24 protein-coding genes are annotated in these 24,542 nt (G+C 53.9%); 18 read left to right on the forward strand and 6 right to left on the reverse strand.

Annotated features, from left to right (window positions below; translation table 11 throughout):
• Nucleotides 1-92: 92 nt before the first annotated feature.
• A complete protein-coding gene (hrpB, locus tag ACOTX3_RS17140) occupies nt 93-2,522 on the reverse strand; it encodes an ATP-dependent helicase HrpB (protein WP_058679363.1) in 2,430 nt (809 codons plus the stop codon).
• 73 nt (nt 2,523-2,595) lie between these two features.
• Here hrpB and thpR point away from each other — a divergent pair, with 73 nt between their 5' ends.
• The 16 genes from thpR to ACOTX3_RS17220 all read left to right on the forward strand — a co-directional run bounded on the left by thpR (nt 2,596) and on the right by ACOTX3_RS17220 (nt 16,879).
• Nucleotides 2,596-3,150 carry an RNA 2',3'-cyclic phosphodiesterase gene (gene thpR / locus ACOTX3_RS17145; RefSeq protein ID WP_013095634.1) on the forward strand — a complete coding sequence of 185 codons (555 nt, stop codon included), beginning with the start codon at nt 2,596-2,598 and terminating at the stop codon, nt 3,148-3,150.
• The gene (gene sfsA, locus ACOTX3_RS17150) at nt 3,140-3,844 is read left to right on the forward strand and encodes a DNA/RNA nuclease SfsA (RefSeq protein WP_127869120.1); all 705 of its coding nucleotides are present in this window, start codon (nt 3,140-3,142) and stop codon (nt 3,842-3,844) included. The genes thpR and sfsA overlap by 11 nt, the downstream gene beginning before the upstream one ends.
• Before the next feature lie 176 nt (nt 3,845-4,020).
• Nucleotides 4,021-4,476, forward strand: a complete 456-nt coding sequence (gene dksA, locus ACOTX3_RS17155) for an RNA polymerase-binding protein DksA (protein ID WP_013095632.1) — start codon at nt 4,021-4,023, stop codon at nt 4,474-4,476.
• A gap of 59 nt (nt 4,477-4,535) precedes the next feature.
• Nucleotides 4,536-5,426: a tRNA glutamyl-Q(34) synthetase GluQRS gene (gene gluQRS / locus ACOTX3_RS17160; protein WP_058679364.1), complete on the forward strand. Its 891-nt coding sequence runs from the start codon at nt 4,536-4,538 to the stop codon at nt 5,424-5,426.
• Nucleotides 5,427-5,468: 42 nt separating this feature from the next.
• Nucleotides 5,469-6,866, forward strand: coding sequence for a polynucleotide adenylyltransferase PcnB (pcnB, locus tag ACOTX3_RS17165; RefSeq protein ID WP_072193776.1), 1,398 nt, complete (start codon nt 5,469-5,471; stop codon nt 6,864-6,866).
• Nucleotides 6,863-7,342: a 2-amino-4-hydroxy-6-hydroxymethyldihydropteridine diphosphokinase gene (folK, locus tag ACOTX3_RS17170; RefSeq protein WP_058679365.1), complete on the forward strand. Its 480-nt coding sequence runs from the start codon at nt 6,863-6,865 to the stop codon at nt 7,340-7,342. Before pcnB ends, folK begins: the two co-directional genes overlap by 4 nt.
• Before the next feature lie 122 nt (nt 7,343-7,464).
• Nucleotides 7,465-8,256: a 3-methyl-2-oxobutanoate hydroxymethyltransferase gene (panB, locus tag ACOTX3_RS17175; RefSeq protein WP_038418704.1), complete on the forward strand. Its 792-nt coding sequence runs from the start codon at nt 7,465-7,467 to the stop codon at nt 8,254-8,256.
• 11 nt (nt 8,257-8,267) lie between these two features.
• Entirely contained in the window at nt 8,268-9,119 is an 852-nt protein-coding gene (gene panC / locus ACOTX3_RS17180; RefSeq protein ID WP_013095627.1) for a pantoate--beta-alanine ligase, read from the forward strand.
• A 56-nt stretch (nt 9,120-9,175) separates the two neighbouring features.
• A complete protein-coding gene (gene panD, locus ACOTX3_RS17185; RefSeq protein WP_003856284.1) occupies nt 9,176-9,556 on the forward strand; it encodes an aspartate 1-decarboxylase in 381 nt (126 codons plus the stop codon).
• 395 nt (nt 9,557-9,951) lie between these two features.
• A complete protein-coding gene (locus tag ACOTX3_RS17190; protein WP_058679366.1) occupies nt 9,952-10,539 on the forward strand; it encodes a fimbrial protein in 588 nt (195 codons plus the stop codon).
• Nucleotides 10,540-10,601: 62 nt separating this feature from the next.
• Nucleotides 10,602-11,339 carry a fimbrial chaperone gene (locus ACOTX3_RS17195; protein ID WP_058679367.1) on the forward strand — a complete coding sequence of 246 codons (738 nt, stop codon included), beginning with the start codon at nt 10,602-10,604 and terminating at the stop codon, nt 11,337-11,339.
• Nucleotides 11,340-11,404: 65 nt separating this feature from the next.
• Nucleotides 11,405-13,984: an outer membrane usher protein gene (locus tag ACOTX3_RS17200; RefSeq protein ID WP_058679368.1), complete on the forward strand. Its 2,580-nt coding sequence runs from the start codon at nt 11,405-11,407 to the stop codon at nt 13,982-13,984.
• A 13-nt stretch (nt 13,985-13,997) separates the two neighbouring features.
• Nucleotides 13,998-14,576, forward strand: a complete 579-nt coding sequence (locus tag ACOTX3_RS17205; protein WP_047023393.1) for a fimbrial protein — start codon at nt 13,998-14,000, stop codon at nt 14,574-14,576.
• Between the two features lie 24 nt (nt 14,577-14,600).
• Nucleotides 14,601-15,143 carry a fimbrial protein gene (locus ACOTX3_RS17210; protein WP_058650414.1) on the forward strand — a complete coding sequence of 181 codons (543 nt, stop codon included), beginning with the start codon at nt 14,601-14,603 and terminating at the stop codon, nt 15,141-15,143.
• 29 nt (nt 15,144-15,172) lie between these two features.
• Nucleotides 15,173-15,778, forward strand: a complete 606-nt coding sequence (locus ACOTX3_RS17215) for a fimbrial-like protein (protein WP_072205177.1) — start codon at nt 15,173-15,175, stop codon at nt 15,776-15,778.
• 24 nt (nt 15,779-15,802) lie between these two features.
• On the forward strand, nt 15,803-16,879 hold the full coding sequence (locus ACOTX3_RS17220; protein ID WP_058679370.1) for a fimbrial protein StkG: 1,077 nt from the start codon (nt 15,803-15,805) through the stop codon (nt 16,877-16,879).
• A gap of 1 nt (nt 16,880) precedes the next feature.
• On the opposite strand, the gene ACOTX3_RS17225 is transcribed toward ACOTX3_RS17220, so the two are convergent.
• The 4 genes from ACOTX3_RS17225 to ACOTX3_RS17240 form a co-directional block, all read right to left on the reverse strand.
• The gene (locus ACOTX3_RS17225) at nt 16,881-18,128 is read right to left on the reverse strand and encodes a polysaccharide deacetylase family protein (protein WP_029883642.1); all 1,248 of its coding nucleotides are present in this window, start codon (nt 18,126-18,128) and stop codon (nt 16,881-16,883) included.
• A 63-nt stretch (nt 18,129-18,191) separates the two neighbouring features.
• Entirely contained in the window at nt 18,192-18,632 is a 441-nt protein-coding gene (locus tag ACOTX3_RS17230; RefSeq protein ID WP_058679371.1) for a PTS sugar transporter subunit IIA, read from the reverse strand.
• Nucleotides 18,633-18,736: 104 nt separating this feature from the next.
• Nucleotides 18,737-19,507, reverse strand: coding sequence for an ABC transporter permease (locus ACOTX3_RS17235; protein ID WP_013095617.1), 771 nt, complete (start codon nt 19,505-19,507; stop codon nt 18,737-18,739).
• The gene (locus ACOTX3_RS17240; protein ID WP_013095616.1) at nt 19,504-20,430 is read right to left on the reverse strand and encodes an ABC transporter ATP-binding protein; all 927 of its coding nucleotides are present in this window, start codon (nt 20,428-20,430) and stop codon (nt 19,504-19,506) included. Before ACOTX3_RS17240 ends, ACOTX3_RS17235 begins: the two co-directional genes overlap by 4 nt.
• 107 nt (nt 20,431-20,537) lie before the next feature.
• Here ACOTX3_RS17240 and can point away from each other — a divergent pair, with 107 nt between their 5' ends.
• Nucleotides 20,538-21,200, forward strand: coding sequence for a carbonate dehydratase (can, locus tag ACOTX3_RS17245; protein WP_013095615.1), 663 nt, complete (start codon nt 20,538-20,540; stop codon nt 21,198-21,200).
• A gap of 59 nt (nt 21,201-21,259) precedes the next feature.
• Here the strand turns inward: can and hpt are convergent, their stop codons facing one another.
• Entirely contained in the window at nt 21,260-21,796 is a 537-nt protein-coding gene (hpt, locus tag ACOTX3_RS17250; RefSeq protein WP_013095614.1) for a hypoxanthine phosphoribosyltransferase, read from the reverse strand.
• 208 nt (nt 21,797-22,004) lie between these two features.
• Here hpt and ACOTX3_RS17255 point away from each other — a divergent pair, with 208 nt between their 5' ends.
• Nucleotides 22,005-24,395, forward strand: coding sequence for a glucose/quinate/shikimate family membrane-bound PQQ-dependent dehydrogenase (locus tag ACOTX3_RS17255; RefSeq protein ID WP_058679372.1), 2,391 nt, complete (start codon nt 22,005-22,007; stop codon nt 24,393-24,395).
• The last annotated feature ends 147 nt before the right edge of the window (nt 24,396-24,542 follow it).

A 24,542-nucleotide genomic window follows, 5' to 3' on the forward strand; every position in this document is an offset into this window, starting at 1 on the left:
CTGACCTGTGAAAGAAGAAATCTCTCAAAATTGCTTTTCTCCCTCTCCCTGTGGGAGAGGGTCGGGGTGAGGGCATCAGGCCGCACTCCCCTTTACGAATATTTCTTCGTCCGCCGTGTCGGTGCCGTATTCGCCGGATCGTCCGGCCAGACATGTTTGGGATAACGCCCTTTCATCTCTTTTTGCACTTCACGGTAGCTCCCCGCCCAGAATGCGCCCAGATCGCGGGTAATCTGCAGCGGGCGATGCGCAGGTGACAACAGCTCAAGCACCACGGGCACGCGCCCTTCGGCAATGGATGGCGTGGTCGCCTCGCCAAACATCTCCTGCATCCGTACCGCCAGCGCCGGTGGATTATCCTCGTGATAACGAATGGCAATCCGGCTGCCGGTCGGCACAGTGTAATGCCCTGGCAGTTCACTATCCAGACGTTGACGTAACGACCAGTCGAGTAAATTCTGTAACGCGACCTTAACATCAAGCGCTTTTAACGCCCGCAGCGAGTGTACACCGCTCATTTGCGGCAGAAGCCAGCTTTCCAGCGACGCAAGTAACGTGTCATCATCCACCGCCGGCCAGGCATACTCGGGCAACCAGCGCGCGGCGCAGTGCAGACGAATACGGTACTGCTCGGCCTCCGGGGTCCAGTTCAGAACACCTAAACCTTTTTCACGAATACCGTTCAGCATTGCCTGGTGCAACTCCTCTTCCGATGGCTTTGCCAGCGGCTTCGTCCCCAGGGTCAGTTTACCTATCTGGCTACGACGAAATGCCTTCAGAGTGCCCTGCGCATCATCCCACTCGACGATGTCGGACTGCTGAAGCAGCTGCGGACAGGCGCGCGTGAGGGCATCGATATCCACAGCCACGGCCTGCAAAATTCGGGCATCGGGCGAGTGGCTACCCTGCAACAAGAGCGGCGCAATCAGCCATTCATGGCGCGTCAGGGCGTCATCGCTGTCCAGCATCGCACCCATGCCGTTTGCAAGCTGATAGCGTCCATCCAGCCCGCGACGACGCGCGATCCTGTCGGCAAATGCCTGCGCCAGGAGAGGCGCAATGCTGTCAGCGTCCGGCGTACAACCACGACTGTTAAGCCGTTTACAGAGCTGCTGCGCGCGCTGCTGCCAGTTCCCCTGATTACGTGAAAAAGCCTGCGCCAGATCGCAATTTGCACCACGAGGCGGCTCCTCAAGGATAGCCGCCAGTTTCGCCGCCGTGGCAATTTCATCATCCCCCTGCGCGGCCACCAGCATCGCCGCCAGCCGGGGATCGTTACCCAGCGCGGCCATTTTCTGCCCACGTGATGATAGCCTTTCGCCGTCCAGCGCCCCTAGCTGGGTCAGCAACGCGCGCGCCGCCGCCAGGTTTACCGCGGGAGGTGCATTGAGCCAGGTTAACTGTGCGGGATCGGGGCAACCCCACTGCAACAGTTCCATGATCAGCCCCGAAAGATCGCTTTGTAAAATTTCCGGCGTGCTCTGCACAGCCGCGCGTTCGGCCTGTTCTGCGCTGATGAGATGTAAACAGATGCCCGGCTCAAGACGCCCGGCACGGCCAGCTCGCTGAACCATCGACGCCTGGCTGATGCGTTGCGTCAGCAGCTTTGTCAGACCGGTGCGCGGGTCAAAACTGGCCACCCTCTCCTGGGCGCTGTCCACCACCAGGCGAATGCCTTCAATGGTCAGACTGGTTTCGGCAATATTGGTGGCCAGTACCACTTTACGCTGCCCCGTCGGCGCGGGAAGGATGGCCTTGCGCTGGTCACTCAACGACAGTGCGCCGTAGAGCGGGCAGAGCAATACGTCGCTGCCCACCCGGGCGGCAAGCTGCTCCTGCACCCGCTGGATTTCGCCAACGCCCGGCAAAAACAGCAGCAGCGAACCGGATTCCTGACGAAGCAAGTCAGCCGTGGCGATCGCCACCGCTTCATCGAAACGCTGATGGGCAGGAAGCGGCTGATAGCGGCGTTCAACCGGAAACGCGCGCCCTTCGGAGGTGATGACCGGCGCATCCGGTAACGTCTGCTGTAGCCGCTCGTTATCCAGCGTGGCCGACATGATGAGCAGTCGGAGATCGTCCCGTAACCCCTGCTGGACGTCCAGCAACAGCGCCAGCGCCAGATCCGCCTGCAGGCTGCGCTCGTGGAACTCATCCAGAATCACCAGCCCGATGCCGGACAGTTCCGGATCGTTTTGCAGCATACGGGTGAGGATCCCTTCGGTCACCACTTCAAGCCGCGTGGACGGGCCGACGCAGGTTTCGGCGCGCATACGGTAGCCTACCGTCTCGCCCGGTTTTTCATTCAGCAGTTCCGCCAGGCGCTGCGCCACGTTGCGCGCGGCCAGCCTGCGCGGCTCCAGCAGGATAATCTTCCCGCTGATAATGCCTGCATTGAGAATGTGCAGCGGTAGCCAGGTGGATTTACCGGCACCCGTAGGGGCGTTAAGTAAAACCTGCGGGGCATCCTGCAAGGCAGCGAGCAGTTCAGGAAGGACGACGGCGACCGGCAATGAGGACACTAACAGCTCCAGAGGGTTAACATTAGTCGGCGTACATTGTAGCATCGGCGCATATCATTACCGAGTCCCCTGTATGTCTGAGTCGAAACGACTGTTTTTCGCCATTGAGCTGCCCGCGCCGATCCAACGGCAAATTGTTCGCTGGCGCGCCGAACACTTCCCGCCCGAAGCGGGCCGCCCGGTTGCTGCGGCAAACCTCCACCTGACGCTGGCTTTTCTGGGCGACGTCAGCGGCGAGAAACAGCGCGCCCTGGCGGCGATGGCCGGTCGGATTTCCCAGCCGGGATTTACGCTGACCCTTGACGATGCGGGGCAGTGGCTCCGCTCCCGCGTCGTCTGGCTGGGCACGCGCCAGCCGCCGCGCGGATTATTACAGCTTGCAAATATGCTGCGCGCCCAGGCGGCACGTAGCGGCTGTTACCAGAGTCCGCAGCCGTTTCATCCTCACATTACGCTACTGCGCGATGCCGGTCAGGCCGTTGCTATCCCGCCACCGGGCTTTCACTGGGCCTTTCCGGTGACCTCTTTCGCGCTGTACGAATCTGTTTTTTCACAAGGACGCACCCGCTATACGCCGCTCCAGCGCTGGACGCTGGGCGATACCCTAAGGAATTCTGATGAAGTTTAGTCCTGCACTGCAACACGCCACGCTTATTCAACGCTACAAGCGTTTTCTCGCTGATGTCGTCACCCCTGAAGGGGAGCCGTTAACGCTGCACTGCCCCAACACCGGGGCAATGACGGGATGTGCGACACCGGGTGACACGGTCTGGTATTCCACTTCAGAAAATACTAAACGCAAATATCCTCACACCTGGGAAATGACGCAAACCCAACAAGGGGCTTTTATTTGCGTAAACACCCTGCGCGCGAATCAATTAGTTAAGGAGGCTCTGACGAACGGAACCCTTCCCGAACTGGTGGGTTATGGCACCCATAAATCTGAAGTGAAATATGGCGATGAAGGCAGCAGAATTGACTTTATGTTACAGGCGGAAGACCGTCCCGAGTGCTATATTGAAGTCAAATCAGTCACGTTAGCGGATCAGGAAAATGGCTATTTCCCGGATGCAGTCACGCTACGGGGACAAAAGCATCTGCGGGAGCTGATGAGTGTTGCGGCGGCGGGCAAACGCGCCGTACTGCTGTTTGCGGTTTTGCACTCAGCCATTGAACGGTTTTCTCCAGCCCGCCATATTGATCTCAAATACGCGCAATTGTTGAATGAGGCACAAAAGCAGGGGGTAGAGGTTTTGGCTTATAAAGCGGAACTTTCTGCCGATGATATGACTCTGAGATCCTCTCTTCCCATTGTCTTATAAGGGAATAGACGATTGATGAATAAGTGTTCTGGCCGCGTGCGCAAATACGCTTTTCCTCACAGGCTTGTCAAGTGTTACGTTTAGATAATTGCCATACGGAAAAGCATCTGCTATTTATAGCGACCTGATTTTTCCCCCAACACGGGGATCGATAGTGCGTGTTAAGGAGAAGCAACATGCAAGAAGGGCAAAACCGTAAAACATCGTCCCTGAGTATTCTCGCCATCGCTGGGGTGGAGCCGTATCAAGAGAAACCGGGCGAAGAGTATATGAATGAAGCCCAGCTGTCGCACTTCAAGCGTATTCTTGAAGCATGGCGTAATCAACTCAGGGATGAAGTCGATCGCACCGTTAGTCATATGCAGGATGAAGCGGCTAACTTCCCGGATCCGGTAGACCGTGCCGCTCAGGAAGAAGAGTTCAGCCTTGAACTGCGTAACCGTGACCGCGAGCGCAAACTGATCAAAAAGATCGAAAAAACGCTGAAGAAGGTCGAGGACGAAGATTTTGGCTACTGCGAATCCTGTGGTGTTGAAATTGGCATTCGTCGCCTGGAAGCGCGTCCGACCGCCGATCTGTGCATCGACTGTAAAACGCTGGCAGAAATCCGCGAAAAACAGATGGCGGGTTAATCCCGGTCCTGTTTACCCACTCCAAAGGCGGGAGTCTCTCCCGCCTTATTACTGTTGATATGTCTGAATCTCACTATATCGGGCGCTTCGCGCCATCCCCCTCCGGTGAATTACATTTCGGCTCGTTAATTGCCGCTCTCGGCAGCTACCTGCAGGCTCACGCACGCCTGGGTAAATGGCTCGTCCGCATTGAAGATATTGATCCTCCACGTGAAGTTCCCGGTGCAGCAGACACCATTCTGCGTCAGCTGGAACATTACGGTCTTCACTGGGACGGCGAAGTTGTCTGGCAATCAACACGTCACGACGCCTACCGGGAACGTCTGGCCTGGCTCGCTGAGCAAGGGCTCTCATATAACTGCACCTGTACCCGCGCGCGCATACAGAGCGTGGGGAGCGTCTATGACGGCCACTGCCGCACGCTCAACCACGGCCCGGAAAACGCCGCCGTTCGCCTGATCCAGCGTGCCCCTGTGCTCCACTTTAACGACCTGCTCTCTGGCGACATTCATGCGGATGAACGGCTGGCGCGAGAGGATTTTATTATCCACCGCCGTGACGGGCTGTTTGCCTATAACCTGGCGGTGGTGGTGGATGACCACTTTCAGGGCGTCACCGAAATTGTGCGCGGAGCCGATCTGGTTGAACCTACGGTGCGGCAAATAGCGTTGTATCACCAGTTTGGCTGGACGGCACCGGATTACATTCATCTGCCGCTGGCCGTCAACGAGCGGGGCGATAAGCTGTCGAAGCAAAACCACGCCCCCGCCCTGCCAGAGGGCGATCCGCGCCCCGTTTTGATCGACGCGTTACGATTTCTCAACCAGAATGTAACCAACGAATGGCAGGATCTTTCCATTGACGAATTGCTGAAACTGGCCGTTGCCACCTGGTCGCTCACGAGCGTGCCAAAAATCCAGCATTCTCAAATGCGTTGCGCTGAGCTATGATTAGCCGCTTTTTTCATAACAAAACACACTACGAGGTGTACCATTTTTACCCGAGTCGCTAATTTTTGCCGTAAAGTGCTAAGCCGCGAAGAGAGCATGGCGAATGACGCTATTGCGCAACCACAGATGTCGGTTATCCCGCGTGAGCAGCACAATATTTCCCGCAAAGATATCAGTGAAAATGCCCTCAAGGTGCTCTATCGTCTGAATAAAGCGGGCTACGAGGCCTATCTCGTTGGCGGTGGAGTACGTGATTTACTGCTGGGCAAAAAACCCAAAGATTTCGACGTGACGACCAGCGCCACGCCCGAACAGGTGCGTAAATTATTCCGCAATTGCCGTCTCGTTGGCCGCCGTTTCCGTCTGGCACACGTCATGTTTGGGCCGGAAATTATTGAGGTGGCGACGTTCCGTGGTCACCACGAAGCGGGCGCATCCGATCGCACAACTTCCCAGCGTGGCCAGAACGGTATGCTGCTGCGCGACAACATCTTCGGTTCGATCGAAGAAGATGCCCAGCGTCGCGATTTCACCATCAACAGCCTTTACTACAGCGTGGCGGATTTCACCGTGCGTGATTACGTCGGCGGCATGCAGGATCTGAAAGAGGGCCTGATTCGCCTGATCGGCACGCCGGAAACCCGGTATCGCGAAGATCCAGTGCGTATGCTGCGCGCCGTGCGTTTCGCCGCCAAGCTGGATATGCGCATCAGCCCGGAGACGGCAGAGCCGATCCCGCGTCTGGCGACGCTTATCAATGACGTACCGCCAGCCCGCCTGTTCGAAGAAGCGCTCAAACTGCTGCAAGCCGGTCACGGATTTGCCACCTATAACCTGCTGCGCGAATACAACCTTTTCCAGCCGTTATTCCCGTCCATTACCCGCTACTTCACCGAAAATGGTGACAGCCCAATGGAACGCATGATTGCGCAGGTGCTGAAGAATACCGACACCCGTATCCGCAACGATATGCGCGTGAACCCGGCGTTCCTGTTTGCGGCGATGTTCTGGTATCCGCTGCTGGAAACGGCTCAGCGTATTACCCAGGAAAGCGGCCTCGCCTATTATGACGCTTTTGCCCTGGCGGCAAACGACGTGCTGGACGAAGGCTGCCGTACGCTGGCCATTCCGAAACGTATTACCACGCTGGTGCGTGATATCTGGCAGCTTCAGCTGCGTATGTCCCGTCGTCAGGGCAAACGCGCCTGGAAGCTGATGGAGCATCCTAAGTTCCGCGCGGCCTTTGATCTGCTCTCTCTGCGTGCTGAAATTGAACGCAACCAGGAGCTGCAGCGTCTGGCGCAGTGGTGGGCCGAGTTCCAGGTCTCCGCACCGCCGGAGCAGAAAGACATGCTCACTGGCCTTGATGAAGAGCCGGCGCCGCGTCGTCGTCACCGTCGTCCGCGCAAGCGCGCACCGCGTCGCGAAGGCACGGCATGACCCTCGCGTATATCGCTATCGGCAGCAATCTGGCCTCTCCTCTGGAGCAGGTTAATGCTGCCGTTCGGGCGCTGGGTGAGATCCCCCAGAGCCGCATTGTGGCAGTCTCCTCGTTTTACCGTACACCGCCGCTCGGCCCGCAGGATCAGCCTGATTACCTGAATGCCGCCGTGGTGCTGGACACCGCGCTGGATGCCGAAACGTTGCTGGATAACACCCAGCGCATTGAGCTGCAACAGGGTCGCGTGCGTAAAGCAGAGCGCTGGGGGCCACGTACCCTTGACCTCGACATCATGCTGTTTGGTAATGAGGTGATTAACACTTCACGCCTGACGGTGCCGCATTACGACATGAAAAATCGCGGATTTATGCTCTGGCCGCTGTTTGAAGTCGCCCCCGATCTCACTTTCCCGGACGGCATCCCGCTCAGGGAGATACTGGACAACCTCCACGCAGAAAAACCCGCTCGCTGGTAAGCCTGTGCCCCCGCGCATTAGCCACAAAATAATTGTGGCTAATAGACGACCTAAAATCATTGTTCCCTCGAATGTTACTGTTAGAATGCGCAAAGATTCGCTTTGGGTTATCAGGAAACAGTATGAAACCAACCACCATCTCCTTACTGCAGAAATGCAAACAGGAAAAGAGACGCTTCGCCACCATCACCGCATATGACTACAGCTTCGCCAAACTGTTTGCCGAAGAGGGGATCAACGTCATGCTGGTCGGGGACTCGTTAGGGATGACGGTACAAGGACATGACTCCACCCTGCCGGTCACGGTCGAGGATATTGCTTACCACACCCGTGCCGTGCGCCGTGGTGCACCTGCCTGCCTTCTGCTTTCCGATCTGCCGTTTATGGCCTACGCCACGCCAGAGCAGGCTTTCGACAATGCGGCGGCCGTGATGCGCGCAGGTGCTAATATGGTCAAAATCGAAGGCGGCGCCTGGCTGGTGGAGACGGTAAGAATGCTTACCGAGCGCGCCGTGCCGGTGTGCGGACATTTGGGCCTCACACCACAGTCCGTCAATATCTTTGGCGGTTACAAGGTGCAGGGTCGCGGTGATGCCGCGCAGACGCTGTTTGACGATGCCCTCGCGCTGGAAGCGGCGGGCGCACAGCTGCTGGTGCTGGAATGTGTACCGGTTGAGCTGGCAAAACGCATCACCGACGCGCTGTCTATTCCGGTCATCGGGATTGGGGCTGGCAACGTGACCGACGGTCAGATTCTGGTGATGCACGACGCCTTTGGCATCACCGGCGGCCATATCCCGAAATTCGCCAAAAATTTCCTTACTGAAGCGGGCGACATGCGCGCCGCGGTCAGGCAGTATATTGCCGACGTCGAATCCGGTGTTTACCCGGGTGAAGAACACAGTTTCCATTAAGGAGTCTCGTTGTGCTAATCATTGAAACCCTGCCGCTGCTTCGCCAGCATATTCGCCGTGCACGACAGGAAGGTAAACGTATCGCACTGGTCCCGACCATGGGTAACCTGCATGACGGCCATATGAAACTGGTCGACGAAGCGAAAGCCCGTGCAGATATCGTGGTGGTCAGTATCTTCGTTAATCCGATGCAGTTTGACCGCGCGGACGACCTGGCGCGCTATCCTCGTACGCTGCAGGAAGATTGCGAGAAGCTGAAAAAGCGCCATGCGGACTTCGTCTTTGCGCCGGCACCTGCAGATGTCTACCCTCAGGGTACAGAAGAGTCCACGTACGTTGATGTCCCGGGCATTTCGACCATGCTCGAAGGGGCCAGCCGTCCAGGCCACTTCCGCGGCGTGTCTACCATCGTCAGCAAGCTGTTCAATCTGGTGCAGCCGGACGTTGCCTGCTTTGGTGAGAAAGATTTCCAGCAGCTGGCTCTGATCCGTAAGATGGTTGCCGACATGGGTTATGATATCGAGATCGTGGGCGTGCCGATTGTACGTGCCAAAGACGGTCTGGCGCTCAGCTCCCGTAACGGCTATCTGACCGCTGACCAGCGTAAGATTGCCCCAGGATTAAGCAAAGTCATGAATACCATGGCAGAGCAACTGTCGGCGAAAGAGTTGACCGCTGAAGAGATCGTGGCCCTGGCTGAACAAGCGCTGAACGATAAAGGCTTCCGCGCTGACGATATTCAAATCCGTGATGCTGACACGTTGCTTGAGTTAACCGACGCCAGCAAGCGCGCGGTTATTCTGGTGGCTGCATGGCTCGGCCAGGCGCGCCTTATCGACAACAAAGTGGTTGAACTGGCATAACCTTCTTACCCTCCCCTCTTACAGGAGGGGTTAACGCATGATTAAAGGTACACGTAATGATTCGCAAAATGCTGCAAGGTAAGCTTCACCGTGTGAAAGTCACGCAGGCCGACCTGCACTATGAAGGCTCCTGCGCGATCGATCAGGATTTTCTCGACGCGGCGGGTATTCTTGAAAACGAAGCGATTGACATCTGGAACGTGAACAACGGCAAACGCTTCTCCACCTACGCGATTGCCGCAGAGCGCGGGTCTAAGATCATCTCCGTTAACGGTGCCGCCGCGCACTGTGCAGACGTAGGGGATATTGTGATCATCGCGAGCTTCGTCATGATGTCCGACGAAGAGGCGCGCCGCTGGCAGCCTAAAGTCGCCTATTTTGAAGGCGACAACGAGATGAAACGCACCGCGAAGGCAATTCCGGTGCAGGTTGCCTGATGCTGCCAGGAGCGGAGCCTTCAGGTTCCGCTCCTCAAAGGTAAAGAAAACATCCTTTTTTTGTATACATAGCCTCTCCTCTATTTATTTCCCCTATTTTCTCCTCTCTCAGCGTTTCTCTTGGTTTAAAAAAAACATTATTCTGAATGATATAATTAAAGGAATGATCTTTGTCATTTATAATCTAAACAATCCAATATAATTTGGCTGCAATAAAAATCGTCTCTCTCCGTTCATTCAAAACAAATTTAAAGATCATTTTCAATAACTTATCAAACATTCAATTTTTCTAATAATGGCTTTTAGCAATTTTAAATACCCAACCCATTCATAGATCCCTATCATCATTTTGCTTAAATTAAATCTGCACAATGTTTTTAAATGGAATTTAAATTATGTTAAAAAAAACGTTATTAGCTTCAGCTGTAACTTTGTTTGCAATGGGTTCTTTTTCAGCAATAGCAGACACCGATATCGGTTTAATCACCTTTGACGGTGCGGTAACAGACACAACGTGTAATATTTCCACCGCCAATGGTGAATCACAAAATAATATTACTATTACCTTACCGGTTGTTAAAAAATCTGATGTTGAATCAACCACCGTCGATACCGGTGTCGGCTCTAAGAATTTTGAACTGCTGCTCACCAACTGCCCTGGAACATTAAAGACTGCTTCAGCAAGCTTTATGTCAAAAAATATGGGTGCCATTGCAAACGGTACCATTGAACCTGACGCCAGCGTAGCAGGCGCAGCAACCAACGTTGCACTTGCCTTGTATAATAATGCCCCTACCGAATCTTCTCGTATTATGGTCGGCCAGCCTGCTAATAATACGCAGAAAGCCAATCTCACCGCCGGTTCCGGCAAGCTGTTCTATCGCGTTGCATACGTTCCGGGTTCCAACTGGGTGAAAGACACGAACCCAGTGCAGTCAGGTAAAGTCAGCGCCAACGCGTACTTCACCATGAGCTACGAATAATTTTATCCCTCCCGTTAATGTGCCCTGCTGGGCACATTTTTGCCTATTTTTTGAGAGTAGACATGCACGTACTGAATATTAAGAGCGGACTAAAAGCCCTGCTGCTGGCCTCGATGAGCGTGTTTGCTCTTAATGCCAGTGCAGATATTGTGATTTCCGGCACCCGTGTTATTTATCCTGAATCGGCAAAAGACGTAACGGTGTCAATGGATAACCGTGGCACCCGGCCTCTGCTGGTACAGACCTGGCTCGATGATGGAAGAGATACCACTAACCCTCAGGAGCTGAAACTGCCTTTTATTGTGACGCCGCCTGTTTCGCGTGTTGAACCGCAAAAAGGGCAAACCGTCAGAATCACCTGGCTGGGTCAGGCATTGCCAAAAGATAAAGAGTCGCTGTTCTGGTTTAACGTTCTGGAAGTTCCGCCGAAGGCTAAGGAGAGCGATAACCAAAGTATGCTGCAGCTTGCTTTCCGTACCCGCATTAAACTCTTTTTCCGTCCCACAGGATTAAAAGGGGAACCGACAGACGCGGCCAAAAATCTTAAGTGGTCCCAAACCCGACAAGGGCAAAAAATCGTTTTAAGTGCGAAAAATGATTCGCCTTATTATGTGTCGCTGGCAAGTGCGGCGCTTATTTCAGGCGGTAAAAGTTACGAGATCGAAACGCATTTTATTGAACCGTTCTCAAGCCAGACGATGAATGTGAAAAATTACACCTCATCCGGAAATAGCAAAATAACCTGGCAAGCCATTAATGATTTCGGTGGAATTGATAAGTATGAGTCTATACCGCATTGATTCCCTGTCAGCTTCAGAACATTCACAAAAACTATAATTAGCGTTGCCCTGGGACAGAGTTCATCATGCACTTTAGACGTTCGCTACTATGTTTATCGATAAGTGCGGTATTGCCGTTATGTGCATTTGCTGCTGAAAATAATAACGAAGAAGACGTGCAATTTAACGAGCAGTTTCTTTATAACACTGGCGCATCCATTGATATCAGTCGTTTTTCAAAAGGCAACCCTGTTATTGCCGGAACCTATAAGGTGAAGATGATCGTTAACGGGAAACCTTCCGTTACCACGGATCTTCTGTTTAAGGAGAATGGCACACCGCGCGCCACTCCTTGCATCACCCCGAAACTACTCACGCAGGCAAATGTCACCACCGAGCAACTGAAACACTCTGAGGAGGATTCTACTGACACCTGTGTCTCTATGCCAGACGCCTATCCCGGCTCGCGTGTGGCTTACGATCCCTCCACACAGGAGTTAGACCTTTCCATTCCTCAGGCTTTCGTCATTCAGCGTCCAGCGGGATTTGTCGATCCTTCACTGTGGGAAGACGGGATCCCGGTGGCCATGCTCTCATGGGATCTTAACGGCTGGCACGCAGACATGCCGGATTCCAGCACTGATACGGCCTATGCAGGTCTGCGCTATGGGGCAAACCTGGGGCCATGGCGACTCCGGGCGCGAGGCAACCTGAACTGGGATCAGGATTCCGGTACTCATTACGCCAGCCAGGATATCTATCTTCAGCGTGATATCACGCCGCTGAAAGCGCAGTTTATCGCCGGCGATTCCTATACCCGTGGCGACGCCTTCGATTCCATTAGCCTGCGCGGGGCGCGTTTATATAACGATGACCGTATGCTTCCGAATGGTATATCGACCTATGCGCCGGTGATCCGAGGGGTTGCAAACAGCAACGCCAAAGTCACGATCGCCCAAAGCGGCAATACGATTTACGAGACCTCCGTCCCCCCAGGACCGTTTGAAATCACGGATCTCAGTACAACAGGTTACGGTAGCGATCTCATCGTCACGGTAGAAGAGACGGATGGGAGCAAACGTTCCTTCTCAGTCGCCTATTCTTCCGTCGCACAAATGCTACGTCCTGGCTACTCCCGATGGGATGTCGGCGTGGGTGAACTGCGTGACGACAGCCTGCGCGACAAACCAAAGGTGGGATATGCAACGGGCTACTATGGCTTAACCAATACCTTCACGGGGTATGCGGGCCTGGAATATACCGATAGCGATTTCTACGCCACATTGTTGGGTATTGCCATGAATACCGGAGTCGGCGCATTCGCTCTTGATGTCACGCATTCGGATGCCCGGATCGACGGCTTACGACATCTCACGGGCGAAAGTTATCGCGTCTCCTACAGCAAACTTATGGAAGCCACGAATACCTCTTTCAACGTCGCCGCCTACCGGTTTTCAACGTCTGACTATCTCAGCCTGAACGATGCGGCCTCGTTGACCAATGAGATCAAATACCGTGACAGGGAGCGTAACCCGGAACGTAACAACAGCGACGTGTATCAGACCTTCCAGCGCATGAAAAACCAGATCCAGGTGAATATCAGCCAACCGCTGAATATTGCCGATCTTGATTTGGGATCGCTGTATGTCAACTCAACCTGGCAGGACTACTGGAATGAAAGCAGTTCGTCGGCGCAATACTCGGTTGGCCACAGTCATTCGCTAAGCTGGGGAAGTTATAGCCTCACCGTGCAGCGCACCTACAATGAGTTTGGGGAAAAAGATGACAGCGTCTATCTGAACCTCACGATTCCATTCGACACGCTGATGGGTAACAGCAAGCGAGCGGGTGGATTCTCCTCACTCACGACGGGCATCGGCAGCGATTTAAAAGGCGGCAGTAGCTTTAACGCCAGCGCTAACGGCAACACCGAAGATAACCGCTTCAGTTACAGCATTACCGAAAGCACCACGCGTTACGACGATACGTTAAATCAGTTAAGCGGGTACGGCAGTTACAACGGCCCGCATGGACCGCTAAGCCTTTCCGTCTCCGCCTCAGATGACGGTACACGACAATATTCTGCCAGCTATAGCGGCGGGATGGTTCTGCACTCCGGTGGCGTAACACTCGCCCCTGGCAGCATCAGCGAAAGCGATACGCTTGCCTTAATTAAAGCTGAGGGGGCAGAAGGCGCCCGCGTCTCTATCGGAAACGGTGAAATCGGCGCCTCAGGCTATGCCCTTATGCCCTATCTTTCCGCCTACCGTGAAAACAGCGTTGGTCTTGATATCAGCGAAATGCACTCTGACGTGGAAGTGAAAAATACCCGCTCCACCACCATCCCCCGTAGCGGTGCCGTTGTGCTGGTTAACTTTGAAACCGATCAGGGGCGCTCAGTGTTAATGGAACTGATGCGTGACGATGGCGGGTTTATCCCGTTAGGCGCCGATGTGCAAACCGACCAGGGCGTATCCGTGGGTAGCGTGGGTCAGGCCGGGCAGGCATGGATCCGCGGAATTGAAGATAAAGGGACGTTAAACATCGTCTGGGGAAATGAGCCCGGCACATCCTGTACCGTCTCCTACCACATCCCACCGGATGCGAAAAAGATTGGACCGACAACGCTGCTGACGGGCCAGACCTGCCGCGTCACAGCCTTATAAAGGGAGTTAAAACATGCTTTTTAGAGCCTGGAAAAAAACAGGGTTAGTTATTTTAAGCACGGGGCTAATGGCGCTGTCGCTGGAAACACATGCCGATAATCTCGATATTACTTTTACCGCGAATATCCGTGACACCACCTGCGATATGAAAATCGAAGGCGGCAGCGGTGATGGCACCAGCAACGTTATCCCCATTGGGACTAACGGCAAGGTGCGCCTGGATTACATCATCCTGAAAAATGCCAAAGCCACGACCAACTTTAAACTCAAAATGGTCTCATGCCCGCCGAGTCTGGCATCGCTGAAAACCACCATCAGCGGTAGCGCCAGCCCGCTGACGACGGCAATTAAGAACTCACTCTCCGGCGACGGCAGTGCGGAAAATATTGGCGTGGCGATTTCCCGTACCGCCACCCCGAATACCCCCTTCGTCATTAATTCATCCACCGATACACAGCGCCTCGTCTGGTCGAGCGGAGAGATAAGTGCTGGCGAGGTACCACTTCTGGCAACGCTGGTGGAAACCGCAAACGGCCAGGGCACGACCGGCAATTTTAGCGGTATCGCTACGTTTAATTTCACCTATGAATAACTGGCAGCAATGCGGAGCGTTGATATGAAAATGAAAATGACATTACTGGTGCTTGCAATGACTGCCACCCTGCCTTCCGTTGCGTTAAGTGCGATTACGGGGACGACGAGCGTGCAGGCAACGTTTACATCCACCATTGAGGCCGGGACCTGTAACGCGGAGATTCAAAACGCCAGCGGAGCCCCGATTGACATTTTGCCGTTTGGCGATGTGTTTAAGTCTGACCTGGTGAGCCAGAGCCGACGAGAAACCTTCAAAATTGCCTTCACGAACTGTGCCGGGGTAAAAAACGCCGCCATTCAGGCCATGCCGGGTGCAGGCGGGTCGTGTACCGGTAACGCATATGCAGCCGGGCATAACGTCGGCTTTGAAATCTGGAAAGGCTCTGTCGACTCAGGCTCCATATTGAACTGCGCCACTGTCCCGACGTCTGTCATCAACCTGTCTAACGGGACGGGGAATTTTGAGATGGATGCGCGCATCGTCATTGCAAATGGTAAAACGATTTCGGACGTGACGACAGGTTCGGTCAATGCGCCCGTGACGTTTACCGTGACCTATCAATAATGTTTATTCAGACAGGTAGCTTAAACAGGATGTTCCAGTCCCGCTTAATCTTAAGAAATGCGATGTCATGGCTGGCCCTCTGCCTGGGGTTTCCCGCAGCGGGTTTTGCCTCCAGCCTGGAAATGGATATGACGGCAAACATTATCAACAATACGTGCCAGGTCAGTATTCCAGAAAGTGGAAACGTAACGCTGCCAAAGGTGGGAAAACCGTGGTTTTACACCGCGGAGGGCACCGATCGACTTCAACCAGCAGACCCCGCGGGAGGAACACGCTTTATGATTCAGGTTGTGGACTGCAGCGGGGATGAATCGGGATCCGGGCAAGCGCTGCACTTTACCTTTAAACCGCAGTCTGCCCACATTGATGGGATTTCAAAACAGATATTCAGTAATGAAACATCCGCCCTTGCTGGCGGCGCTGAAAACGTGGGGATTGTTATTTTTTCTGAATCCAATAATCAAAACGTCCTCGACAGCGAGGGGCAGTCTGATGTGGAGGTCAAAATAGCGACCCCATCAGACCAACAAAGCTATTTGAAAGCGTATAACTTTTACGCCCGCTACCAAAATTACGGCCCGGTCAGCGCAGGAAAAGTGACCGCGCGCGCATTAGTCAGCGTGACATATCGCTAACAGGCAACGCTAAAAGGAATAACTATGGCACAGCGTCCTGGGATAACTGTTTCCCCACGTTTTTACGGTTTTATCATTTTATTTATGTTTTTAACCATGAACGCTTTTTACGCCCATGCAGATATTGAGTGTAAATTTCGATTTGGCGACACGCAGTCCATCGGCGACTTTAATGGCGCAAAGCCGACCCTGCAAATCGTGGATAATGTCGCTGTTCCTACAAAAATCAGCTCGCTATATCGCCTGAATCTGAGCCCCGGATTAAGTAGTAAATGCACGTTAGGAAAACATGGCGAAAACATTTTCACCCTGGCAGACGCCAGTCTGTTAGTCGGCAGTATTGATGGTAAAGCTTTATTCAAAACCAATGTAACCGGAATAGCCTATGCTCTGGCTTTTGGCACAGTAGACAATACTGCCACGGCCTATTTCGCTCCCAGTACGAGCTGGTTTCTTGCATTACACATGAATGACCAGGATGAGCTGCTGGATAATCGCGCCTGGCGGGCCATGGTCGAATTTTACCAACTTCCCACGTTTGCCGGTATTCCAGCTAACGTAGTATCTATTGGCCCGGTTGGTGGAACAATTGGAAAAATTACCATTGGAGACCCGGTGGGAACCGATCCAGACGATCATCCCAAACCGACCATTACCATAGCCAATATGGCCTTCATTACACCAATAGCAAAACCCACCTGCACGCTCACGGCTCCCAAAACCGTAGACCTGGGGGATTATGGTGTATCCGATATCGAGAACGATAAAACCATAAACGCCGATTTTGGGGTGACAGGGAATTGCACCAACACCCGTAAAGTCACCGTGAAGTTGACCACCAGTAAAACAACCGGGACCGATGGCTCATTACTCGCCAACACCGCACCGTCGAACGCGGCAAAAGGCGTGGGCGTGTTACTGAAGTGGCCGAACAACAGGCAGATAGTGCCTAATTCAACTAGCAGCTATACCGCACAAGATAATACTACCCTCACGATATTCAGTTGGTTACTTACGGCCCGGTTAGTTAAGTCTGATACAGAAAAAGTCACCTCTGGCACGTTCAGCGCCATCGGCACCCTGCAGTTTACCTACGAATAGCTTAGCCCTGCGGCTGGTTGCTGATCAGCCGCGACATGGTCTCCAGCGAATCCGTTCTTAAGATGTACAGGCGTTTCAGTAAGAACGGATTATCCCCCGGCTTGACCTTCCCTTTTACCGTTGTCACTGCGAGGTGAAAACCGGCGTCATTCGCGGCTTTTATGGCTTTATTGTCATAGCCACCAAACGGATAAGAGAGATACAGCACGCGCGGGTTAAACTGCGCCAGCGCCCGGCGCGAGCGTTCGAAATCAAACAAAATCACGTGGTAGCTGCGGCTCAGTAGAATCGGATGCTTGTTACCATCCACGCGGTGCAGGAAGTGCGTGTGGGACTGAATGTCAAACACGTCCTGGATGCCCTTCAACTCCTGAACGCTCATAAACTGCAGTGATTTCGGATCCCACTTCTGCGGATGTCGCTTAATGCGGGATGAGATGATAAACGCCGTGGCGTTAAACCCGTACTCTTTCAGAATCGGGTAAGCATAGCGGCTTACGGATTTCAGCCCGTCATCAAACGTAATCACCACCGATTTGGCCGGCAGGTTCAGTTTGTTACGCACATACCCTTCCAGCTGATACATCGTCAGGGTGGTATACCCCTGGTCACGCAGCCAGGCCATCTGGTTATTGAACGCGCGCACGCTGGTGGTAGTAGAGGTATGCCGGAAGCGCGTGTTCTCTTCATCACGCAGAATATGATGGTAGGTCAGCACCGGGAGGCCATTATCTTCCTGCGCGTCCAGGCTGCTGATCCATGCCAGGCGATTACCGATACGGATCTGGTACCACGTCTGGTTTAAGCGGTCTTTGAGTTTGCTTAAAACCGGATACCGCAGATTGGCGCTCAGCGTACCGAATGGCGCACTGCCGCTGGACGGCGCGTTGTAGACCGGTGTGTCTTTCCAGGTGATCAGGTTTTGATTACTGAGCGGCTTATTAAGATCGCCAAGGCTGTCCTCAACGCGCTGCTTTCCCTGCACCTGCTCCAGATGGCCTTTATCGATAAATCCCGTCCCGAAGCCGAAGCGAAACTCGTAATAATCCGCAGCGGTAGGCACAACGGCAAGGATCTGTCCAGCTCTGACATGGCCGACGTTAACGACCTCGTTTCCCACCTGCGCCCAGATAGCCGCATCTTCAGTGGTTTGCATGTACTGGGCTGGAAGACCTTGCTGACTTAATAAACTGGCTGATGCCCCGCCAGAGAGAACCAGCAGGCACAGGAACAAAATACGCGTGAACATGTATGTGATATCGGTACGAATAAACTGGTGCCATTGTAACAAATGCACCATCAATACCAATGTTTAATTCTTATACAGGTCGTGAAGAAGAACGAAGGGGGGATTTTTCTGCTGCTGATGCCACAAGCTGCTGACGCCCGGCTCACCCTGCGCCACGATGGCATCGCGAAACTCTGCGCTGCTTAATAATTCACGCCGTGGATACATTAACTCAAGCAGGGGAAGATCAATACCGGAGATCACTTCGCAGCAGTCGTGTTTGTGGCTCAACAGAGCAGCCGCACGATACGGCGCAGCGCCAGATTTATCGGTGAGAAAGATAATGCCTTCGCCAGTGTCGGTTTCATGCAGGGCATCACACATCATCCGGCTCAGCATGTTGGTGCTCAGCCCTTGCCAGTAATTCACCGCACGACACTGCGCCAGTGGACCAAACCTGGCTTCAAGCTTTATCAACATCTCCTGCGCCTGTTCATCGTGGCAGGTAATGACCCATCCCAGCATAACTCTCTCCTTAGCAGGCGAGTAGTTTAGCGAAGTGAAGATTAGCTTACGGTGATAACAGTCAAAGAAAAGGCCCGGCAACCAGAAAGTCACCGGGCGGAAGGTTAGCTGCGCAGTCCGCGTCCGCGCTGGATTAAGTACCAGCACAGCAGGTAGAAGGCGACGATAAATACCACCAGCACCGCAACGGTAGTGAACAGCGGTACGTCAGTAATGCCGAGAAAGCCGAAGCGGAAACCACTGATCATGTAGACAATCGGGTTCAGGTGTGACAACGCCTGCCAGAACGGCGGCAGCAGCGTCAGGGAATAAAACACCCCACCCAGATAGGTCAGCGGCGTCAGCACAAAGGTCGGGATCAGGCTGATATCGTCAAACGTTTTGGCAAACACCGCGTTCAGCAGACCGGCAAGCGAAAACAGGATCGCCGTCAACAGCAGCGTCAGCCCCACGAACAGCCAGGAGTGCACCTGGAACGGCACGAAGAACAAGGAGATAGCCGTCACCAGGATCCCGACGCACAGGCCGCGCGCCACACCACCGCCGACGTAACCCGCGATGATTACATGCGTTGGCACCGGTGCCACCAGCAGCTCCTCAATGTTGCGCTGGAACTTAGCGCTAAAGAACGACGAAGCCACGTTGGCATAGGCGTTGGTGATCACCGCCATCATGATCAAACCCGGAACGATAAACTGCATATAGGTAAAGCCATGCATCTCACCAATGCGGGAACCAATCAGATTACCGAAGATGATGAAATAGAGCGTCATGGTGATCACCGGCGGCACCAGGGTTTGTACCCAGATGCGCATAAAGCGGTTAATCTCTTTCGCCCAGATGCTTTTCAGCGCGACCCAATATAGATGCGTCATGCCTTGTCTCCTTGTTTATCCTGCACCAGAGAGACAAACAGCTCTTCCAGTCGGTTCGCTTTGTTACGCATACTTAAAACCTGAATGCCCTGAGCACTCAGCTGGGAGAAGACGCTGTTAATGCCCTGCTCCCGCAATACTTCCACCTCCAGCGTGGAGGTGTCGACCAGGCGATACTGGTACCCTTCAAGCTTCGGCAGCGCGCTTTTTGCCGCCAGATCCAGAATGAACGTTTCTGATTTGAGCTTCGAGAGCAGATCCTTCATTGAGGTGTTTTCCACCAGCTCGCCGTTCTGAATGATGCCGATGTTGCGGCACAGCATTTCCGCTTCTTCAAGGTAGTGCGTCGTCAGAATAATGGTGGTGCCTTTGTCGTTGAGATCTTTCAGGAACCCCCACATTGATCGACGAAGCTCAATATCTACCCCAGCGGTGGGCTCGTCGAGGATCAACAGTTTTGGCTCATGCATCAGCGCACGGGCAATCATCAGACGCCGCTTCATACCGCCAGACAACATACGCGCACGTTCGTTACGTTTTTCCCATAGATCAAGCTGCTTCAGGTACTTTTCGCTGCGTGCCAACGCTTCTTTTCGCTCAACGCCGTAGTAACCCGCCTGGTTGACGACGATCTGCTGCACCGTCTCAAACGGGTTGAAGTTGAACTCCTGCGGTACCAGACCGAGCTGACGTTTGGCGTTGACCACATCTTTTTGCAGATCGTAGCCAAACACGCAGACCCGGCCAGAGGTCTTATTGACCAGCGAGCTGATAATGCCGATGGTCGTCGATTTCCCCGCGCCGTTCGGCCCCAGAAGCGCATAGAAATCCCCCGCTTCTACTTTGAGATCTATCCCGCGTAGCGCCTGAACGCCGCCCGGATAGGTTTTTTTAAGCTGCTCAAGCTCCAGTGCAATCGCCATGAATTAAACTTACCTTAGGTTCTGACACACGTTGTGTGGTTTCATTAAAAGTCGGGTTACCCTATAGTAGCGCAACGCAATCACTTGGTTACAGGTCGCTAACCTCCATGAACAACATAGATACACTCATCAGCAACAATGCACTATGGTCAAAAATGCTGGTGGAGGAAGACCCCGGTTTTTTTGGAAAGCTCGCGCAAGCGCAGAATCCACGCTTTCTCTGGATTGGATGTTCCGACAGCCGTGTTCCGGCTGAGCGACTGACGGGCCTTGAGCCCGGCGAACTGTTTGTTCACCGTAACGTTGCCAACCTGGTGATTCATACCGATCTCAACTGCCTGTCTGTCGTTCAGTACGCCGTAGACGTCCTGGAGGTCGAGCACATCATTATTTGCGGTCACTACGGCTGCGGCGGCGTGCAGGCCGCTGTGGAAAACCCGGAACTGGGGCTCATCGATAACTGGCTGCTGCACATCCGCGATATCTGGTTCAAACATAGCTCACTGCTGGGTGAAATGCCGCAGGAGCGCCGGATGGACACGCTGTGTGAACTGAACGTGATGGAGCAGGTGTATAACCTGGGTCATTCAACGATCATGCAGTCAGCGTGGAAGCGCGGTCAGAAGGTCTCTATCCACGGCTGGGCGTACGGCATTCACGACGGCCTGCTGCGCAATCTGGAAGTGACCGCCACCAACCGCGAAACGCTGGAGCAGCGTTACCGTTCGGGCATTGCCAACCTCAAGCTTAAGCATGTGAACCATAAATAAAGCGGGGATTTTCTCCCTCTCCCACAGGGAGAGGGCTGGGGTGAGGGCACCAGGCCGCACTACTCGTCCAGAAGCACAACCTTCCCAACATACGGCAGATGGCGATAACGCTGCGCGTAGTCAATACCGTAACCGACGACGAACTCGTCCGGAATAGAGAAACCAACAAACTCCACCGGTACCTGCACTTCACGGCGGTCTGGTTTATCCAGCAGAGTACAGATGGCCAGGGATTTCGGCTCACGCAGGCTCAGGATCTCGCGCACTTTAGAAAGCGTGTTACCGGAGTCGATGATGTCTTCGACGATCAACACATCTTTGCCACGAATATCTTCATCCAGATCTTTCAGGATTTTCACATCACGGGTTGTGGACATGCCGCTGCCATAGCTGGAGGCGGTCATAAAATCGACCTCATGTGACACCTGCACTTCACGGCACAGGTCTGCCATGAACATGAAAGAGCCACGCAACAGACCAACCAGCACCATTTCGCTGCCGCTGTCCTTGTAATGTTCGGTGATTTGACGACCCAGTTCGGCGATACGCGCTTTGATCTCGGCTTCCGGGATCATCACTTCAACAGTATGTTTCATATTACTAACCATATGATTTTAATGAAAATCTCTCAATGCGGATGAGTGTTATTCCGGCATCGATACGCAAGCCAGCCATTATATCAGCAAATGGCTAAGCCTGGCGTATGAGTTATAAAAAGCAAATATTGTGATTCCGATCACACTTGTTAATACCTATAATTAGTTGCTAGCAAATTATTAACAAAAACTGACGAGTACACTTTCTATGGCTGAAACAAACTCTAAACAGCCGCGTCTACTGGTGACACTAACAGCGTTATTCGCCGCCTTCTGCGGCCTGTACCTGTTAATCGGTGGCGTCTGGCTGGTCGTAATTGGCGGCTCCTGGTACTACCCCATTGCGGGCCTGGTTATGCTTGGCGTAACTGTTCTGCTCTGGCGTAGAAAACAATCCGCACTGTGGCTTTATGCGGCATTACTCCTCGCAACCATGATCTGGGGCGTCTGGGAAGTCGGGTTCGACTTCTGGGCACTGACGCCACGCAGCGACATTCTGGTCTTCTTCGGTATCTGGCTGATCCTGCCGTTCGTCTGGCGTCGCCTGATTGTGCCTTCCAGCGGTGCCGTTGCAGCGCTGCTTGTCGCTCTGCTAATCAGTGGCGGTATCCTGACCTGGGCCGGCTTTAACGACCCGCAGGAGATCAACGGTACGCTGAATGCAGAATCCACCCCTGCGGCGGCTATCTCGCAGGTGGCTGACGGCGACTGGCCAGCGTATGGCCGTAACCAGGAAGGTCAGCGCTACTCCCCGCTGAAGCAGATCAACGCGGACAACGTGAAAAACCTGAAAGAAGCCTGGGTATTCCGTACCGGCGATCTGAAGATGCCAAACGATCCGGGTGAACTGACCAACGAAGTGACGCCAATTAAAGTGGGCAACATGCTTTATCTGTGTACGGCGCACCAGCGACTGTTCGCGCTCGACGCGGCCACCGGTAAAGAGAAATGGCACTTCGATCCGCAGCTGAACTCCAACCCGTCGTTCCAGCACATCACCTGCCGCGGTGTCTCTTACCACGAAGCGCGTGCGGATAATGCCAGCCCGGACGTCATTGCCGACTGTCCTCGCCGCATTATGCTGCCGGTGAACGATGGCCGCCTGTTCGCGATTAACGCCGAAACGGGCAAGCTGTGCGAAACCTTCGCCAACAAAGGTATCCTGAACCTGCAGACCAACATGCCGGACACCACGCCGGGTCTGTATGAACCCACCTCACCGCCAATCATCACTGATAAAACCATCGTGATTGCTGGTTCGGTCACGGATAACTTCTCTACCCGCGAAACCTCTGGCGTTATCCGTGGTTTCGACGTGAATACCGGTAAACTGCTGTGGGCCTTCGATCCGGGCGCGAAAGATCCTAATGCGATCCCGTCTGATGAACACACCTTTACCTTCAACTCGCCAAACTCCTGGGCACCGGCTGCGTATGATGCGAAGCTGGATCTGGTCTACCTGCCAATGGGCGTGACCACGCCTGATATCTGGGGCGGTAACCGTACCCCTGAGCAGGAACGTTATGCCAGCTCCATTCTGGCGCTGAACGCGACCACCGGTAAACTGGCGTGGAGCTACCAGACCGTACACCACGATCTGTGGGATATGGATATGCCGTCCCAGCCAACGCTGGCGGACATTACCGTTAATGGCAAAACCGTTCCGGTGATTTATGCTCCGGCGAAAACCGGTAACATCTTCGTACTGGACCGTCGTAACGGCGAGCTGGTTGTGCCTGCACCGGAAAAACCGGTTCCTCAGGGCGCGGCTAAAGGCGATTACGTCACTAAAACGCAGCCGTTCTCCGAACTGAGCTTCCGTCCGAAGAAAGACCTCAGCGGCGCAGACATGTGGGGTGCCACCATGTTTGACCAGCTGGTGTGCCGCGTAATGTTCCATCAGCTGCGCTATGAAGGCATCTTTACCCCGCCTTCTGAGCAGGGCACGCTGGTCTTCCCGGGTAACCTTGGGATGTTCGAATGGGGCGGGATCTCCGTTGACCCTAACCGTCAGGTAGCGATCGCCAACCCGATGGCGCTGCCGTTTGTCTCTAAACTGATCCCACGTGGTCCAGGTAACCCAATGGAGCAGCCGAAAGACGCGAAAGGCAGCGGTACCGAAGCCGGTATTCAGCCGCAGTATGGCGTACCGTTTGGCGTGACCCTGAATCCGTTCCTGTCTCCGTTTGGTCTGCCGTGTAAACAGCCTGCCTGGGGATATATCTCCGGTCTGGATCTGAAAACCAACCAGATCGTGTGGAAAAAACGTATTGGTACCCCGCAGGACAGCATGCCGTTCCCGATGCCGGTTCCGGTGCCGTTCAATATGGGTATGCCAATGCTGGGTGGCCCAATTTCCACCGCCGGTAACGTGCTGTTCATCGCGGCAACCGCAGATAACTACCTGCGCGCGTACAACATGACCAACGGTGAGAAACTGTGGCAAGGCCGTCTGCCAGCCGGTGGACAGGCAACGCCGATGACCTATGAAGTGAATGGCAAGCAGTACGTAGTCATCTCTGCGGGCGGTCACGGTTCGTTTGGCACGAAGATGGGCGACTATATTGTCGCGTATGCGTTGCCGGATGACGCAAAATAAATGCAAAACGGCAACCTCGGTTGCCGTTTTTTATGTTTGTTCCCTCTCCCTGTGGGTGTACAGTCCGGGGACATGGTTGACAGGTGTTCGGGGACATGGTGAACACTTTTTAACATCCTTTACCCATGGTGATCGACTTTTTCTTCA

The organism is Enterobacter cloacae complex sp. IR5384 (assembly GCF_049237265.1).
Lineage (GTDB): Bacteria > Pseudomonadota > Gammaproteobacteria > Enterobacterales > Enterobacteriaceae > Enterobacter > Enterobacter cloacae.